13 protein-coding genes are annotated in these 17,298 nt (G+C 39.3%); 5 read left to right on the forward strand and 8 right to left on the reverse strand.

The genetic code is table 11. The features are described 5' to 3' along the window. Position 1: 1 nt before the first annotated feature. Both ACOMC3_RS14940 and ACOMC3_RS14945 read right to left on the reverse strand, forming a co-directional pair. Positions 2-790: an enoyl-CoA hydratase/isomerase family protein gene (locus tag ACOMC3_RS14940; RefSeq protein WP_420316687.1), complete on the reverse strand. Its 789-nt coding sequence runs from the start codon at positions 788-790 to the stop codon at positions 2-4. A gap of 45 nt (positions 791-835) precedes the next feature. Then, positions 836-1,786: an NAD-dependent epimerase/dehydratase family protein gene (locus tag ACOMC3_RS14945; RefSeq protein WP_420316688.1), complete on the reverse strand. Its 951-nt coding sequence runs from the start codon at positions 1,784-1,786 to the stop codon at positions 836-838. A gap of 82 nt (positions 1,787-1,868) precedes the next feature. Here ACOMC3_RS14945 and ACOMC3_RS14950 point away from each other — a divergent pair, with 82 nt between their 5' ends. Together ACOMC3_RS14950 and kbl are read left to right on the forward strand one after the other, a co-directional pair. Further along, positions 1,869-2,123 (forward strand): hypothetical protein, encoded by a 255-nt coding sequence (locus ACOMC3_RS14950; protein WP_420316689.1) that lies wholly within the window; start codon positions 1,869-1,871, stop codon positions 2,121-2,123. 1 nt (position 2,124) lies between these two features. Continuing rightward, a complete protein-coding gene (gene kbl, locus ACOMC3_RS14955) occupies positions 2,125-3,312 on the forward strand; it encodes a glycine C-acetyltransferase (RefSeq protein WP_420316690.1) in 1,188 nt (395 codons plus the stop codon). Positions 3,313-3,377: 65 nt separating this feature from the next. Here the strand turns inward: kbl and ACOMC3_RS14960 are convergent, their stop codons facing one another. The 5 genes from ACOMC3_RS14960 to folP all read right to left on the reverse strand — a co-directional run bounded on the left by ACOMC3_RS14960 (position 3,378) and on the right by folP (position 13,564). Continuing rightward, positions 3,378-9,155, reverse strand: coding sequence for a T9SS type A sorting domain-containing protein (locus ACOMC3_RS14960; protein ID WP_420316691.1), 5,778 nt, complete (start codon positions 9,153-9,155; stop codon positions 3,378-3,380). Positions 9,156-9,252: 97 nt separating this feature from the next. Further along, complete coding sequence (locus tag ACOMC3_RS14965; protein ID WP_420316692.1) at positions 9,253-9,954, reverse strand: LytR/AlgR family response regulator transcription factor; 702 nt, start codon at positions 9,952-9,954, stop codon at positions 9,253-9,255. After that, entirely contained in the window at positions 9,951-11,843 is a 1,893-nt protein-coding gene (locus tag ACOMC3_RS14970; RefSeq protein ID WP_420316693.1) for a tetratricopeptide repeat protein, read from the reverse strand. The genes ACOMC3_RS14965 and ACOMC3_RS14970 overlap by 4 nt, the downstream gene beginning before the upstream one ends. A gap of 27 nt (positions 11,844-11,870) precedes the next feature. After that, a complete protein-coding gene (gene cdaA, locus ACOMC3_RS14975; RefSeq protein ID WP_420316694.1) occupies positions 11,871-12,734 on the reverse strand; it encodes a diadenylate cyclase CdaA in 864 nt (287 codons plus the stop codon). Next, complete coding sequence (gene folP, locus ACOMC3_RS14980) at positions 12,731-13,564, reverse strand: dihydropteroate synthase (RefSeq protein ID WP_420316695.1); 834 nt, start codon at positions 13,562-13,564, stop codon at positions 12,731-12,733. Before folP ends, cdaA begins: the two co-directional genes overlap by 4 nt. Before the next feature lie 98 nt (positions 13,565-13,662). Between folP and ACOMC3_RS14985 the strand changes: the two genes are divergently transcribed. From ACOMC3_RS14985 to ACOMC3_RS14995, 3 genes are read left to right on the forward strand one after another with little or no spacing between them, the layout of a single operon-like run. Then, positions 13,663-14,214 (forward strand): DUF1599 domain-containing protein, encoded by a 552-nt coding sequence (locus tag ACOMC3_RS14985; protein WP_420316696.1) that lies wholly within the window; start codon positions 13,663-13,665, stop codon positions 14,212-14,214. After that, positions 14,211-15,305 carry a BT_3928 family protein gene (locus ACOMC3_RS14990; RefSeq protein ID WP_420316697.1) on the forward strand — a complete coding sequence of 365 codons (1,095 nt, stop codon included), beginning with the start codon at positions 14,211-14,213 and terminating at the stop codon, positions 15,303-15,305. Before ACOMC3_RS14985 ends, ACOMC3_RS14990 begins: the two co-directional genes overlap by 4 nt. Further along, entirely contained in the window at positions 15,302-15,769 is a 468-nt protein-coding gene (locus tag ACOMC3_RS14995; RefSeq protein WP_420316698.1) for a shikimate kinase, read from the forward strand. The genes ACOMC3_RS14990 and ACOMC3_RS14995 overlap by 4 nt, the downstream gene beginning before the upstream one ends. Here the strand turns inward: ACOMC3_RS14995 and ACOMC3_RS15000 are convergent. Continuing rightward, positions 15,766-17,289, reverse strand: a complete 1,524-nt coding sequence (locus tag ACOMC3_RS15000) for an OmpP1/FadL family transporter (RefSeq protein ID WP_420316699.1) — start codon at positions 17,287-17,289, stop codon at positions 15,766-15,768. The two genes, ACOMC3_RS14995 and ACOMC3_RS15000, sit on opposite strands and share 4 nt — an antisense overlap. Positions 17,290-17,298 lie beyond the last annotated feature (9 nt).

Consider the following 17,298-nt stretch of genomic DNA (forward strand, 5'->3'; position numbering starts at 1 on the left):
ATTATTCGCCTTTAAAATTGGCTTTACGTTTTTCTAGGAATGCGGAAACTCCTTCTTTAAAATCATCCGTGCCGAAACATCCGGCAAAAGCATTTGCTTCGGTTTGATATCCTTCCACGCCCGTTTGGTAATAGGCATTTACAGAATCGATCACCATTCCTATAGCTAAGGGAGCCTTTGATGCTATTTTTGAAAGTAATTCTACAGCTTTAGCATGTGCAGCTTCTTTATCTGCCGCTACATAATTGGCAAGACCCATTTGTTCCGCTCTCTCTGCTCCAATCATGTCTGCACTCATCAAAAATTCGAACGCCCGACCTTTTCCGATTAATTGAGTCAATCGCTGTGTGCCTCCGTAACCGGGAATTAATCCAAGATTCACTTCAGGCTGACCGAATTTAGCTGATGAAACAGCTATTCTCATATGACAGGCCATTGCCAATTCACATCCACCACCTAATGCAAATCCATTTACGACCGCCATTACTGGCGTATGACAATTCTCTATTTCCTGAAAAATCTCCTGACCTTCTTCTGCAAACTTTCGGGCGTGCATTTCGCTTAAGCCGGAGAATTCACTAATATCCGCTCCCGCAACAAAAGCCTTTTCTCCAGCACCTGTCAATATTACTCCACGAATATCTTTTGGATTATCCTGAACGTATTGGAATGCATCCTTCAATTCAAGCATAGTTGCTCGATTGAGAGCATTCATTTTGCTCTCGCGATTGATTGTGATGGTAAGAATACCGTCAACTCGGTCTAGTGCAAGATTATCGTATGATTCCATCGGTTGATTGGTTTTTTTGTAGCGGAAAGAAAAAGGAAAATTGCCTTAATCAAAAACAATTGTCTTCTTCAAATTGGAGATCATGGTTTCCACAAGCTCTATTAATCCGTATGAATGCTGCCATCCCCAATTATTTCTTGCGGCACTATCATCTATGCTCCCCGGCCAACTATCGGCTATCTTTTGTCTAAAATCAGAATGGTATGAAATCTCAAAATCCGGATAATGTTTTCTGATTTCCGCAGCAATTTCTTTTGGAGAAAAACTCATGGCTGCCAGATTGTATGAACTCCTCACTTTGACATTTTCTTTTTCCGTTTCCATCAATTCTATGGTCGCTTTCACTGCATCGTCCATGTACATCATTGGAAGCATGGAATTTTCTGACAAAAAGCACTCATAGTGCTCACCTGCGATTGCCTTGTGAAAAATATCTACTGCATAATCGGTAGTGCCTCCACCGGGCATAGCCTTGTATCCAATTAGGCCAGGATACCTAAGACTTCTTACATCCACGTCATATTTTTCATGATAATACTCACACCATCGTTCACCAGCTAGTTTAGAAATACCATAGACCGTATTTGGACTCATAATGGTATTCTGCGGTGTATTATCCTTTGGTGTATCCGGACCAAATACTGCAATAGAACTTGGCCAATAAATTTTATTCAGTCGATCTTTTCCCGCTTCAAGCACCGTTAAAAGACTGTCCATATTCAATTGCCACGCAAAATGAGGGTTTTGCTCCCCTTTGGCTGACAATATTGCCGCCAGATGATACACCTGATTGATCCCATGCTCTTCAAGAATAATATGGAAAGACTCTTTATTGAGAATATTTAGTTTTTCATAAGGCCCATCTTTTAAAAGCTCTACAGGGTCATCCAATAAGTCCGAAGCAATCACATTTTCAACTCCTTTTAGCTCTCTTAATTTTAATGTGAGCTCGGTTCCTAGTTGTCCGCAGGCACCAATAATCAGGATTTTATCCATGGCTTAGTTGTTTATTCAATTCTTTTTTGGGTTTGCAAATTTACACGCCATTGGAAAACTGGCTTCTATTAAATTTGCCGTGATGGAGTTTGACGAATATCTGAAAGAAAAAAAGATCGATCCAAAGAAATTCAAATCAGGTGAACCTGAACAGTATGCAGATTTCGAGCGGATTTTTGATCTGATACATCCAAACAGCTTCACTCAACAAAAGCTTTTTTTAATCAATAACATTCGCAGAAACTATATCCTTGATGAACAACAGGAGGTAAAAAAACCAACTGCAGCCAAGCCGATGCGACCAAAAATTAAACCTATAAAACCCAAAACAAGCTGATATGTATAAATCACTGAAGCCAAGACTGGAGAAAGAAATTGAAGAGATTAAAGATGCAGGACTCTATAAAAGAGAGCGTATCATCGCATCTCCACAGGCGGCTGACATCACACTTGAAGACGGATCTCATGTGATCAATTTCTGCGCAAATAATTATTTGGGACTATCCTCACATCCTAAAGTGATTGAGGCAGCTAAAAAAGCCATTGATTCGCATGGGTTTGGGATGTCATCTGTAAGATTTATCTGTGGAACACAAGACATTCATAAGGAATTGGAAGAAAAGATTTCAGAATTCCTGGGTATGGAGGACACCATTCTTTATGCCGCTGCATTCGATGCGAATGGTGGTGTTTTTGAGCCGCTATTAGGTCCAGAAGATGCCATTATTTCTGATTCATTGAATCATGCTTCTATTATTGATGGCGTAAGATTATGCAAAGCTGCTCGCTATCGGTACAAGAACAATGACATGGCTGACTTGGAAGAACAACTAAAGGCAGCATCTGAAGCAAAAGTTAAAATCATTGTAACTGATGGGGTATTTTCAATGGATGGTACCATTGCGCAACTTGATAAAATTTGTGATTTGGCGGATAAATACGATGCGCTGGTAATGACTGATGAATGTCATTCCACTGGATTTATTGGCAAAACCGGACGTGGTGTACATGAGTACAGAAACTGCATGGATCGGGTGGATATTATCACCGGAACTTTAGGGAAAGCTATGGGTGGTGCTTCCGGTGGATTCACCGCTGCAAAAAAAGAGATTGTTGACATTCTTCGTCAGCGTTCAAGGCCGTATTTGTTCTCTAACACACTTGCTCCATCAATCGTGGGAGCATCCATTGCCGTAATCGATATGTTGAGTGAGACGACTGAGCTAAGAGATAAGCTGGAGGACAACACCAAATATTTTAGAGAGCAAATGACTGATGCTGGCTTTGACATCAAACCGGGTGAGCACCCAATCGTACCTGTAATGCTCTATGATGCCAAGCTATCTCAGCAGATGGCAGATAAACTATTGGAAAAAGGAATCTATGTGATCGGATTCTATTATCCGGTGGTACCTAAAGAACAAGCACGTATTCGAGTTCAAATCTCGGCCGTTCACGAAAGAGAGCACCTCGATAAAGCGATCAAAGCGTTTACTGAAGTGGGTAAAGAACTAGGGGTGATATAAAAAACAAAACGGCTCCCTTGGAGCCGTTTTTTACTTCCCCTCAACACTGGTTGAAGGAAGCTGCCTTAGTTTACTTTTCTTATGCGCAATCGCGTAATTTCTTGGGCACTTTCAACCTCCAAAACGTACATTCCTTCATCAAGAGCACTCACATTAAGTTCTTCTTTAACTTCACTTTTCGACCATACCAATGATCCGCTCATCCCATAAATCCTAACGTCAACAGGTTCAGCATGATTGAGGTGCAAGACTTCTGTAAATGGATTCGGATATATTAAGATCGTTTCGTCAGATACTCCAAGAGTTGTTGCGGTTATTTCCAATGTCTGGCTTACTAACTCTGCTTGATTCCAATTATCATCTCCTGGCTGAGAAGCGGTGATAGTTACCGTTCCTTGATCCAGAATCGCAAGACTAGTACCATCCAAAGATGCTGGTCCTTCAACTTCAAACGATACTTGCAGTCCGCTTGAAGCAATGGCTGAGAGACCAACTGACTCTCCTACTGAAACTTCTTCAATTGTCTTAAAAGTGATGATTTGGTTGGCCTTTTCTACGATTAATTCTTGTGTGACATTAGCAGCTGCTTCATATGTTTCATTACCTGGCTGTGAGGCAGTTATTAATGTAGTTCCTGCTCCAATTATTGTTACCTGATTGCCGGAAATAGTTGCTACAGACTCGTTTGAACTAGTGTAGGATATATCCAATCCTGAACTTGCAGTAGCAGTAAGGTTGAATGGTGTATCTCCAAACGTACCAATCGATAACGCTTCAAATGTGATTGTCTGTTCTTGCTTAGAGTCATCTGTTACAACAAAAGACTGTTGTGCCGATGCAGGTTTGTAATTAGAATTGCCAGCTTGTGAGGCTTCAATTAAAATATTTCCTGTCCCCGTTAATGAAACAGTTGTTCCATTTACTGTAGCTGGTCCGGATATCACTGAAAACTCGACAGCTAATCCAATATTTGAAACCGCATTCAATTCCACGGATCCAACACTGATATTGACATCAGAAATAGGATCGAAAGTAATAACCTGATCTCCTTTCTCAATTGTCAGTGACTGAGATACATCAACTGCTGACTTATAATTTGTATTTCCAGATTGACTTGCAACAATCTGCGTAGCACCTGCGCCCACAATCGAAACTGTATTTCCGGATATAGTAGCTACTGATTCATCCGAGCTTGAATAGCTTACAACTAATCCACTAGATGACATTGCATTTAAAGTAAAATCTAAATCACCAAATATTTTTGTTGGTAGAGCCTCGAAAGAAATTGTTTGATCAGCCTTATTTACAATCATTTCTCTTGAAACACTGTTCGCAGGCTCAAAACCATCGTCTCCATTCTGTGAAGCTGTTATTGTGGTAATGCCTGCTCCAACAATTGATATGGTATTATTCGAAATTGTGGCAACTGCGGTGTTTGAACTCACCAAGATTACAGGTAAACCTGATGTGGCTGATACAGAAACTATAAAATCTTCTTCACCAAAAGTTTTGGTTGGAATAGATTCAAAATTGATTGTTTGTGACTGCTTCGAAGTTAAAGTTAGTGTCTGCTCCACAGGACTAGCTGGATTATAATTTAAATCACCCTCCTGTAGCGCTGTAATTATTGTTGAGCCTGCACCAACTATCGTAACAATATTGCCAGAAACTGTAGCAACATCTTGATTCGAGCTAGTGAAAGAAACGTTCAAACCAGAAGAAGCATCTGCAATTAATTCAAATTCAGAATCACCTAATGACTTTGAAGGTATCTCTTGAAATGAAATTGTCTGATCTGCTTTGCTCACAATCAATTCTTGTGATACACTCAATGCTGCATTAAAACTTTCGTTTCCTTGCTGTGTCGCAGTAATAACAGTCGTGCCTGCACCATGGATATTAACAGTATTACCAGAAATTGAAGCAACATTTTCATTCGAGCTGCTGTAGCTCACTTCTAGATTGGAAGATGCAGTAGCTGATAGGTCAAATGAAGGGTCACCATAGATTTTAGATTCCAACACTCCAAAAGATATCGTTTGATTTTCTTTTGAATCATCGGTGATCAGAAAACTTAATTGATCACTTACAGATTCATAATTAGCGGTAGATTCAATCATAGCTTCAATGATCACCTCGCCATCTCCAGTAAAGATCACTTCATAAAAGTCAGGGCCGGTCTCTGAAATTGTTGCAGGACCACTTGAAATACTCACATTTAGTTCTCCCTCTCCATGTGGATTCCCATATATATCTAAAGAGATTGATTCAGCCGAAAGTATTTGGTCTGGGATAGTGGAAGGACTAAAAACCACCATTTGAGAGGCTTTGTTTACAATTAAGGTTTGATCCACAGTTGCAGCGTTGAAATTAGCCCCGCCATCTTGTGTAGCTGTTATAATTGCAGAACCAGCCCCTACTATGATTACTTCAGTTTGGTCTATGGACGCAACTAGTCCATTTGAGCTTAAGAAAGAAACAGGTAATCCGCTTGATGAAGTGGCTGCTAAATTAAAAGACTCGTCTCCAAAAGTTACTGCATCCAACTCATTAAACATGATTGTCTGATCTGCCTTATCAATCGAAAGATTCCGCTCAATATCTGGTGCTGATTCAAAAAATTCGTTTCCAGGCTGAGACGCTGTAATTACTGTCGTACCAGCTCCAAGGATCGTAACCGTATTACCAGAAATTGTTGCTACATTTTCATCCGAGCTAGTATAGGTCACTTCCAACCCTGAAGTAGAAGTCGCGGTAAGATCAAAAGGAACATCACCATATACTTTAGATTCGGGTACACTAAACGTAATTGTCTGCTCTTGCTTTACCGCTAAAACCTCAAAAGTTCTGGAAACCATATTGGCAGCATTATAATTAGAATTCCCTGTCTGAGAAGCGGTTATCGTTACACTCCCTTGGTCATTCAATGTAAGTGTGTTTTCGTCCAGTGTTGCTGGTCCTGTAACTTCATAAGAAACAGCAAGACCGCTACTTGAAGTGGCAGACAGCATCACAATTTCACCAACTTCATGGTCATTGATTTCATCAAATGTAATTACCTGATCACCCTTAATTACAGTAAGTGTTTGTCCCTTTTCTCCAGCAGCATAATAATTATCATCCCCAGGTTGATTCGCAGTGATATAGGTGGTGCCTACGCCTACAATCGTTACCACATTACCGTCAATAGTTGCTACAGATTCATCACCACTTGAATAGCTAATTGATAAACCTGATGTTGATTCTGCGGTGAGTTCAAATGGTGCAGATCCGTAATTTTTTTGGGCCAGTGAGTTAAAAGTGATTGATTGAGATGATCGCTCTACCTCAACTGTAATTTGACTTTCTTTTGAATGATAGTTTTGATTACCTAATTGGTTGGCGGTGATGGTTGCAATACCTGCTCCCACGATAGTAGCGATACCATTCTCAACAGTCACAACGCTTTCGTCATCAATTTCTATTGACACTGGTAAACCAGAGGAGGCTGAAGGATTAAAATCATACGGTCCATCACCAAACGTTGGGTATTGAGGCATATCAGTATTAAATGATATGGTTTGGATTCTCTTCATTACAGTTAAGACCTGAGGTACGTCTGTTGCTGCTTCGAAATTTGCATTTCCTGATTGAGAGGCAATGATTGTTGTTTCACCTGCGTTGTGAACCATTACTGTGGTGCCAGTAACTGAAGCAATGGAAGGGTCTGTACTAATAAATGTAACAGGTAACCCCGACTCAGCAGTAGCAGATATCTGAAAATCGTTTTCATCAAAGAAAACAGGTGTCAAACTAAAAAATTCGATAAGCTGATCACTCTTATTTATCGTTATAGTTGTTGAGGATGATTCCGACTCATAATTATCATCGCCAGGTTGTGTAGCAATAAATGTTGCAGTTCCAGCACCTTCTGCAGCAATGGTGACATAAAAAACACCACCCCCTGCGTTAGAGACATTTTGTATGGAAAAAACATTTTCATCTGAACTCTCAAATATCATATTTTCAATTCCACTGGAATTAGTTACCTGAAACGGACTGGCACTTAAACCATATGTGTAACTATTCCCAGACAAATCAGGAACTGTTACTGTTTGTGAGAGTTTGTGGATTGTAACCTCTTGGCTTACATCCTGTGCAGCATTGTACAGACTGTTACCAGATTGTTGAGCTGTGATAGTGGCAGTTCCAGCTCCTTCAATCAATACTGTGGATCCTGATATGGAAACTATATTTTCATCGGAACTTATGAATGAAACGGTAAGACCAGATGAAGCTATTGCATTAAGAGAAAAACCACTACCATTGACGGTATAAGTGCCTGTAATCATTTCAAAATCTATTGACTGATCTCCCTTTGATACAGTCAACTGCTGATCGACATCAATTGCAGGATTATAGTCAGAATCACCTGATTGGGATGCAGTTAATGCAACAGTGCCTACCCCAACAGGATTAGCCTCATTGCCATTGATAATTTCAACAATACTTTCATCTGAACTCATGAAAGTAACATTTAGACCTGAAGTAGAACTAGCAGATAGAGCATAAGGGTCATCCGAATACTTTATATCACTTAATGAACCAAAAGAAATTATCTGATTTGCCTTATTAACTGTAAGGGTTTGCTGTACATCTTCAGCCTCCTGGTACAAGTCATCACCTGACTGACTAGCAGTTATCACTGTTGACCCGGCTCCCACAATAGTGACTGTATTCCCTGAAACTGTAGCAATGCCTCCATTGGAACTATGATAACTGATTGGAAGACCTGAGCTTGATGTGGCATTCAATTGAAAATCTGCATCGCCGAAAGTTCTTTGAGAAATTGGATCGAAAGTTATTGTCTGAGTGGCCTTATTTTCATAAACAATTTCTGCAGACTCAGCACCTGTGCATGGGTCTACCAACTTCACTTTGAATGTACCGGGTCCCGATCCAATAAGACTTACCTTATTATTTCGGACATATTTTTCATGATCTATTTCCCAGTTTCCAGAAATGTCCCACTCCCAATTTAGAAATTGATTGTAGGAACTGCCTCCTCCGTTAGATCCGCTAAAAAAAGATGCCGGAACTGATTCACCTTCTACTTCTAAATCATATAGGCTGTATAAAGCTAATTCTCCAGTTGGTTCTGACCATTCCATGTAGATGTTATAGTCTTCTACCAGGGTTGATAAGTTATACGATTCATAGCAAGCGCAGGACATTGCTAGTTTTGAGTCAGGGTCCCCATAAACTCCCTTTGGCCCCCACGCATAAATAGAGAATCGATAGGTAGTCTCATCGAAAAATACAAAATCATACGTTAGCGAGCGATCATCAGGACCGACGGTAAGAATATTGTCCTGCACCATTGTACCCCCTTGAAAACAACCTGATGCTCCGTATACCCATATTTCAAAACCGGTCACATCTGGATCATCGCTTTCCCAATTAAACGTCACCTCATTGGTACTGATTATTGGTGGTTGAAGTACTGGAGTTGCCGGAGGATCCCATGTATGTGCGAATTCAACATTCCCATACTTAGGATCAGAAGTGTCATAGGAAAATCTATAATAGTAAGTAGTGTTTGACTCAAGGTTCTTAACTCTCAAAGGACTGTTCTTGTGCAAGGGGTCATTCGCATAACCTGATACGATCCATTGACCATCCACTACCAAATCGATGAACTTATCGTCTCTGGAAACTTGCATGAGAAAACTTGTGGAGCCGTCTTCAGGATCAACGATAGCAACAAATGAATTATGCCTAATTTCTTGCGGGTCAAGTGCTGTTTGAGCTTTAGCTGTAAGAATAAAAATAAAAATAAATGGCAGTAGTGTTAGCTTTTTCATGGCAGCATAAGTTTGATTAGGCCATGAATTTGCCTTACAATTAATTGAACAAAAACCTACTTTTAGTGAACAACAGAATGAATGAAGTAAACGACCATTAGAGTATAGCCAGCCTTTTAAGGAAGTCTTCTCTGTAAGCCCTTCCTACCGGAATCTTCATTTCATCAATGAAGACATATCCTTCGTGGATGCTGGTGATTTTCTGAAAATTAACGAGGTATGATTTATGTATGCGAACGAATCCGAAAGGAGTCAATTGTTCTTCTACACTTTTTAACGTATGACTGACAACCAGCTTCCTATCTTCAAGATAGATATTGGTGTAGTTATCCTCGCTTTCAGCATACAAGATTTCTAAAGGATCTACTGCCTGAAGTTGGCCTTGGTTGCGAACGAATACCTTGTCAGCAGGAACCTCATGATTTGACTTTTTTTTAGAAAGCGTCAGCTCAATGTTTGCAATCAAATCGCCCTCATCGAACGGCTTTACAATATATCCCCCTGGATTGGTCGCCTTGGCTCGGGCCAATGTGTTTTTATCATAATATGAAGTCAGGTATACAAAAGGTATCTGATGTTTTGTGTTAATAAGATGAGCAAGTTGGATGCCGTCTTTTTCACCTTCTATGTTAATGTCTAGCAGAGCAATATCAGGCTTGCCTCCATTTAATGTACTTAATGCATCTTCTGCATTGTCCTCAATCCCAAAGATGTCATATCCTGCACGTTCAATAATAAGAGCAATATCATCTGCAATCAATGGCTCATCTTCAACAATTAGGACTGCTACCTTACTCATGCGACTAGCTTATATCTGGTAAGCATAAGATTCACTCGAGTTCCATTTTCAGCATTCACATTTACTTCCGCTTTCAGTTTTCTACTCAATGACTGAATCATCTTCCACCCAAATGCATTAGAATTTTGTAAGGCATTTTCATCAAGCCCTTTGCCACTATCAGCTACAGTGACATTCAAGCTGTCGCCTTCTTCTTTCATATGAATCTCAAGTGTGCCATTTTCATTATCATCAAAAGCATACTTGATTGAGTTTGTAATTAGTTCATTAATAATGAGTCCAAGAGGGATAATCGTGTCAATGTCTAATTTCAATCCATTGGTGTTTACTTTCCAGTTGATTTTTTCCTCGTCTACACCAAAAGCTTTGAATAACTCTTTCGATAAATTTTCGAGATAGTCCTGAACATCTACTCCCCTAACATCCTCTGCTGAGTATAATTTTTGGTGGATCAGTGCCATGGATTTCACCCGGTTCTGACCTTCTTTCACTGCATCTTTTGCCACATCGCTTTCCAGTGAATCCGCCTGGAGATTTAAAAGGCTGGAAATTACCTGAAGGTTGTTCTTTACCCGATGATGAATTTCTTTCAGTAGTAATTCTTTTTCAGCCAAAGACTTTCTTTTCTGCCTGAAGAAAGTAAATAACAAAATGGCCACAAGCAGTATAACAGTAGCCACAGCGATAAATATATTTCTTTCATTATTGGCTCTCGCCAATGAAAGTGCAGCAGTCTGTTGTTCAAGCTCTAACTCAGCAATTTGCTTGTCTTTTTTTTCAGTATCATACTTCCCTGACAATTCTGTGATAACTCTATTGTTTCGTTCATTTAGCAAGCTGTCCTGATACAATTCATATTGTAATCTACTATCATAGGCCTCTTCAAAATTTCCTAAAGAGGCATTAATTTGAGAAAGCCCCATATATGCATCTCTTATTTGTTCTTTACTGTTTATTTCTTTTGCAAAATCTAAGCTTTTCTTAATGGAGCTGGTGGCCATCATCAGTCTTCCTTCCATTCGGTGTAGCTCAGATATATTATAATAGCACCTGGCTATTTCCTTTTTATTTCCAAGTTTCTGATAGGTTTCTAACACTTGATTAAAAAGGATTAATGTTGAATCTTTCTTGTCTAAATAAAAATATAGGATAGCCAAGTTGCTGTAGCTACCAGCTAAATCTCTCAAAGCATTTGCTTGTTTTCTATACTGTATTGATTCTTTCAGATATTTTAAGGCTGAGTCTAGTTGATTACGTTTTCTAAACTCGATTGAAATATTATTATAAATGTTACCAAGACTTCTTAACTGATTCAACTTCTCAGATGGGGGTATTGCTTTTCTGTAATATTCAATGGCTTTGTCAACTTGTTTTAGATCTGAAAAAACAATTCCTAGATTGATGGTATTGGATGCAATGCCTTTTTCATTACCAATCTCTTCGTTTATAGCAAGGGCTTCAAGTAAGGCGGTGGTTGCTTTCTCATAATTTCCTCTTAAGCGTTCAATGTGACCAATATTATTTTTAGCCTGCGCTTGTCCTTTTTTGTTATCAATAATCTCATAACTTTCTACTGCCTTCTGAAAAAGAGCAACCGCTGTGTCATACTCACTTTGTTCGATTTTAACCGTACCAATGTTATTGTATGCTTCAGCTATTCCAAAAAGATATTTACTCTCTTTGGCCTCTTCCAGTGACTGATATCCAATCAGCAGCGCAGTATCAGGCGCTCTTGTAGATAAGTAATGTGTGATCTTATTGGCAATGTCGATTTTGGCTGTATCCTTTTTTGATTGGATTACATTTCTCAGGCTATCAAAATTGACCTCCTGGCCTTTAACATTGTAAAGTATTGTTGTGAGGAATAAAATAAAAAGCAGGCGTGCCATAATTAAATATAGCAATTTGTCACCTATTTAAGCCACTTCTTCTTTCACCTCAAGCTGCGGTTCGTCTTTCTTTTCTTTTTCCTTTTTAAGCTCCTTAGGCTCGTTGAGGTATTTGTTGATCTTACGCCTAAGCTCCTGTGCGGAGATGTTATGCATTACTTCTCCGTTCTGCATCGCTGATATTTGACCTGTTTCTTCTGAGACTGCAATAATGAACGTTTCAGTATTCTCTGACATACCGAGTCCTGCCCTGTGTCTCAAGCCATATTGCGCAGGAACATCTCGCTCAGTAACAGGGAGTATACAACGTGCAGCCACAATTCGATCTTTGTGAACAATCACAGCTCCATCGTGCAGCGGACTGTATTTATTAAATATGGCAAGTAGCAATCTTTTTGAAAGTAGAGAGTCCATCGCATCACCGGACTCTGCATAAAATTTTAAGGGTGAGTCCTCTGAAAGTACAATTAGCGCTCCGGTATTTGATCCGGCAAGTGACTTTACTGCCTCCACAATGGGTGTAATGTTGGCTCGTTTCGCATTACCATTTTGAGACCAGAATCGAACGTTCTTAAAAAACTTGCCTTCTTCAAAAATATTGGTTCGACCTACCAGCAATAAGAATTTTCTAATTTCCTGCTGAAAAAGGATGATTACGGCTAAAACTCCAACCCCCATAAACTGCCCCAGAATGGTACTTAAGAGTTCCATCTGGAGGGCATTTACTACCAGATAGATGAGGTAAATAGAAAGGAATCCAACAAACACTTTGATCGCCACACTTCCCTTCATAAGCTTGTAAACCTGAACCAATAGGAAAGTCACCAGAAGAATATCCAAAACATCCTTCCAGCCGATATCTAAAAATCCTATTTGAAATCCTAAAATCAACTCAGTTTACTTACAAGTTTTATGGTCTCCACTGCCTCCTTCACATCATGTACACGCAAAATCTGTGCGCCTTTTAACAAAGCTACGGTATTTACTACCGTCGTACCATTCAAAGCTTCCTCAGCGGTCAAATTCAGTGTTCGGTAGATCATAGACTTGCGCGAGACGCCCACAAGAAGTGGCCGATCAAGGTGGTGAAAATGATTCAGTTTATTCAGTAAATCAAAACTTTGCTCGGCGGTCTTAGCAAATCCAAACCCTGGATCTATTATGACATCCTTAATCCCCAACTGGTTGCAATCATGAATAACTGATGAAAAGTATTTCACTACTTCAAGAAGCAAATCATCATACCTTGTCAGCTCCTTCATGTTTTGAGGAGTACCCTTCATGTGCATCGCAATGTATGGAACTTCTAATTTTGCTACTGTCTCCAACATTTCAGAATCAAGATGACCTGCAGAAATATCATTTATCAAACAAGCCCCTGATTCCACTGCGGCCCTTGCCACTTCTGACCTAAACGTATCAATGGAAATAATGGCTTCAGGAAATCGCTTAGATACCGCTTTAATTGGATCAATTACTCTTGAGATCTCATCTTTTAATGAAATATCATCAGCTCCAGGTCTGGACGAGTAACCGCCAATATCTAAAAAAGTGGCTCCTTCTTCCAACATTTTCTCTGATGTTCTCAGAAGATCGTCAATCCCATTTTTTCTACTTTCTACAAAAAATGAATCAGGAGTTACATTGATAATACCCATCACTTTAGGTGTTGATAAATCTAAAATTTCTCCTCGAATATTGATGGTATGTTTGGGGCTCAATGGATTAGTTTTGTTGTTTCAAGTCTACGGATGACAGTCGATTAGCCGACAGTCACTACAAATCTAATCTGTGGACCAGGTACTGACGACTGTTGACTATGAAAATTGAAACTGAACAGCAATACAAGGAGATCATTTCTGAGTGCAAAGAGATTTTTGCCAATAAAACTAAAGATTACGGTACAGCCTGGAGAATACTTCGCTTGCCTTCGATTACTGATCAGATTTTCATAAAAGCACAACGCATCCGATCCATTCAGGAGAAAGGTGAAAACAAAGTGGGTGAAGACATTACCAACGAATTCATCGGGATTATTAACTATTGCATTATTGCCATCATACAAATGAAACTCAATGGAACAGAGGAAATGGAAATTCCATTCTCCACCCTGGAGCCTATGTATGATGAGGTCGCAGATGATACTCGTGAATTATTATCAGCTAAAAACCATGACTATGGAGAGGCGTGGCGAGACATGCGTGTAAGCTCAATGACAGACATCATACTCATGAAACTTATGCGAGTAAAACAAATAGAAGATAATGCCGGAAAGACACTCATTTCTGAGGGTATAGATGCCAACTATCAGGACATGATCAATTACTCTGTTTTTTGTTTGATAAAATTGAAAGAAGAAGAATCGTTATGAAAATCATTAAAGAATTCGCACGATACGCTGTTGGTGCCCTTTTTATTTTTTCCGGTGCTATAAAAGTCAACGATCCGGTAGGCACTGCGATCAAGCTTGAGGAATACTTTCAGGTATTTGCATCAGATATTGCTCCCTTCTTTGAGTGGTTTGTGCCGGCAGCACTATTCCTAAGTGTGGTATTAAGTGTGCTTGAAGTGGTTCTTGGAGTTGCACTAATCATAGGCTATCGCATGAAAATTACATCCTGGATATTACTGGCCATGATTGTCTTTTTCACTTTCCTAACGTTCTATTCTGCCTATTTTAACAAGGTGACAGACTGTGGATGTTTTGGAGATGCTATTAAGCTTACTCCATGGCAATCTTTTTATAAGGACATTATTTTACTTGTTCTCATCGGCGTTGTTTTTTGGAAAAAAGACAGCTACAAGCCAATGCTTAGCCCAATGCTTAGTGAAGTAAAAGTTATTGGCACAACTGTTTTCTTTACCGCATTGGCTATTTATGCCATTCTACATCTCCCATTTATTGATTTTAGGGCATACAAAATAGGGAACCATTTACCTTCATTGATGCAAAACTCAGAACCGCTGAAGTACCTATACATCATGGAAAAAGATGGAGAAACGTATGAGTTTGAAACTTACCCATCAGATGGAGGTTATGAATATGTTGATTCAAAGCTGATGAACCCAGATGCTGCTGCGAAAATCACGGACCTGAATGTCTGGGAAGGAGATAATGACTATACCAATGAATTGATGAATGGTACCAAGCTTTTAATCATCGTTCATCAAGTTGAAAAAACATCATTAGATGAAATCGACCGATTGAGAAATCTGACCATTCAAAATCCTCGCTTTGAAACCTGGATGCTTACCTCTTCCGGTTATGATAAGTTTGAGTCTTTCCGTCACAAAAATCAACTCGCAGCGCCATACTTTTTTGCGGATGCAACTGTATTAAAAACGATGGTGCGATCAAATCCGGGAGTTTTATTGCTTCAGGATGGAACAGTACTCGCTAAATGGCACTATAACGATACACCTCTCGCTGACAATGTAATTGAAATTTTAAATCAGCAGTGAGTCGAAGAATATTCTTAATTGGTCTTCCAGGAGCAGGCAAAACCACTATGGGTTTGGATTTAGCTGTACATCTGGGGTTGCAATTTGTAGATCTCGATCAGGACATTGAAAAGGCTAGTAAACTAAAGATTAAAGAAATTTTCGAGGAGAAAGGCGAAGCTCATTTCCGCCAATTAGAAAAACTGCTTTTAGAAAAAGTTCTAGATGAGCTCGATGATTTTGTAATGGCTACAGGTGGTGGCACACCATGCTTTTTTAATAACATGGAAACCATGAAAAGAGCTGGCACTATCATATATGTCGACACACCAATTGATGAAATCCATCAACGACTCAATAGAGATACCACCCGCCCATTGATGCAGTCCAATACGCTTGAAAATTTGCTGGAGAAAAGAAAAGAATGGTACAATCAAGCTGATTACACCATTCAGAAATACAAAGATCTTATTAAGCTTTTCTAGAAGTTGAATCCGAAACTCACCGAAACGGTCGTATTATTTATATCAGAAGTCGCTAAAGGCTGATTCTCAGAAATAAAGTATGGAACGGCTTCAATTTGATACTTACTGGTAACCACAGCAAAATCTATAAAGTAGTCAAGGGTTCGATATCCAAAACCAGCTGTGATGTTTTCTCTATCCAAAAGACTGGAATTTTTTATTGGGTCAGGGAAAAATGCGTATCCCGCTCGTAATCTCAATTTGTCAAACCTATATTCTCCGCCAACCCGAATATTAATCACTGGCTCATAAATTTCATTGATAATATCATTGTCATCAGAGGTAGAAAAATCATCAGAATTCAAATTAGCTCTTCCATAGTCTACCATTTCGATATCCCCTGAAAGAAAACCACTCTTGCCAACAAATAAAGCTGCACCAAGTCCAATTTTAGATGGGGTTCTTAGTCGATATTGATTCACAAACAAATCACTTTGATATGGATCTATATTTCCTAAATCATAGGTTACCTGATCACCGTCAACCTCCTCTGTATAGGAAGTCCCTGCATCCCAATCTGCTTCCATATCAAGGAAGCTCTCCTCATCTAGTGAAATAAATGAAGGAGAAGTATAAGATGCACCAATGCTTAAAAATGGCACTGGTCTTAAAATCGCTCCAACATTAAAATTTATTCCAGATCCTCTTACACTAAATTCATTATCAACATAGATCGCATTTAGTGAATCTAAGTCTGAGCCACCTTGTAGAAAATCAAACTCCTGATAATATCGTTCTTGCCTGTAATTAAGTATTTGAACACCCATACCTCCACCGAAGTAGAAAATATCATCATAATTACCCCCGTAGGCTATATTTAACTGATAATGGGAGCCCCTCTCTTTAATCCTTTCACGCTGGATAGGATACCCCCCAACAAATGCTCCATAACCGTCAGTTACAGGAGTTATCAAAAACTGATCATAGGCGGCATAACCAAGCTCACTTAGGTTATCAACTGGTGTTGTTCCGGCTTCCTGTAGAATATTATCAACAATCGAGTTATAACCATTTGGACCTTCGTAATTTCTATTCAAATGATAGGTGCTGTTTCTGCTAATAGAGATAGCTAGCGAGCCTCCTTTAAATCTATCTTCCGTGAAACGACCCTTCCCGAAATTTACGACTGTGCCTATGTTGGCAAAGTTGAAATTGTTTTTAAAGGTTTCTTCAGAACCGTAGCTCTCAATTCCATCTGATCTGAATATGCTAAAGTTAGTATTGGCATTTCTGAAATCTATAGATGGAGTAAATACAAATACGCTTTTGTTAAAAAACCCAAGCCCGGCTGGATTGGATACAGCAGAACTTATATCACCACCAAGTGCCACCTGAGCTCCTCCAATCCCCTGCATTCTTGCGGTGCTACCAAGTCCGTAATTGGTATTGCTAAAGCGGAATGCATCTTCATAATACTGTGCATCGGATATAACTGAATATCCCAATAAAGAAAATAAGAGTATGAATAGTTTATTTCTCATTGACTTCAA

Source organism: Ekhidna sp. (assembly GCF_965212185.1).
Classification (GTDB): Bacteria; Bacteroidota; Bacteroidia; order Cytophagales; family Cyclobacteriaceae; genus Ekhidna.

Bases quoted from the DNA above. Each gene is read 5' to 3' on its own strand.
- ACOMC3_RS14940 (WP_420316687.1), bottom strand. From the start codon at position 790: ATGGAATCATACGATAATCTTGCACTAGACCGAGTTGACGGTATTCTT.
- ACOMC3_RS14945 (WP_420316688.1), bottom strand. From the start codon at position 1,786: ATGGATAAAATCCTGATTATTGGTGCCTGCGGACAACTAGGAACCGAG.
- ACOMC3_RS14950 (WP_420316689.1), top strand. From the start codon at position 1,869: ATGGAGTTTGACGAATATCTGAAAGAAAAAAAGATCGATCCAAAGAAA.
- kbl (WP_420316690.1), top strand. From the start codon at position 2,125: ATGTATAAATCACTGAAGCCAAGACTGGAGAAAGAAATTGAAGAGATT.
- ACOMC3_RS14960 (WP_420316691.1), bottom strand. From the start codon at position 9,155: ATGAAAAAGCTAACACTACTGCCATTTATTTTTATTTTTATTCTTACA.
- ACOMC3_RS14965 (WP_420316692.1), bottom strand. From the start codon at position 9,954: ATGAGTAAGGTAGCAGTCCTAATTGTTGAAGATGAGCCATTGATTGCA.
- ACOMC3_RS14970 (WP_420316693.1), bottom strand. From the start codon at position 11,843: ATGGCACGCCTGCTTTTTATTTTATTCCTCACAACAATACTTTACAAT.
- ACOMC3_RS14985 (WP_420316696.1), top strand. From the start codon at position 13,663: ATGAAAATTGAAACTGAACAGCAATACAAGGAGATCATTTCTGAGTGC.
- ACOMC3_RS14990 (WP_420316697.1), top strand. From the start codon at position 14,211: ATGAAAATCATTAAAGAATTCGCACGATACGCTGTTGGTGCCCTTTTT.
- ACOMC3_RS15000 (WP_420316699.1), bottom strand. From the start codon at position 17,289: ATGAGAAATAAACTATTCATACTCTTATTTTCTTTATTGGGATATTCA.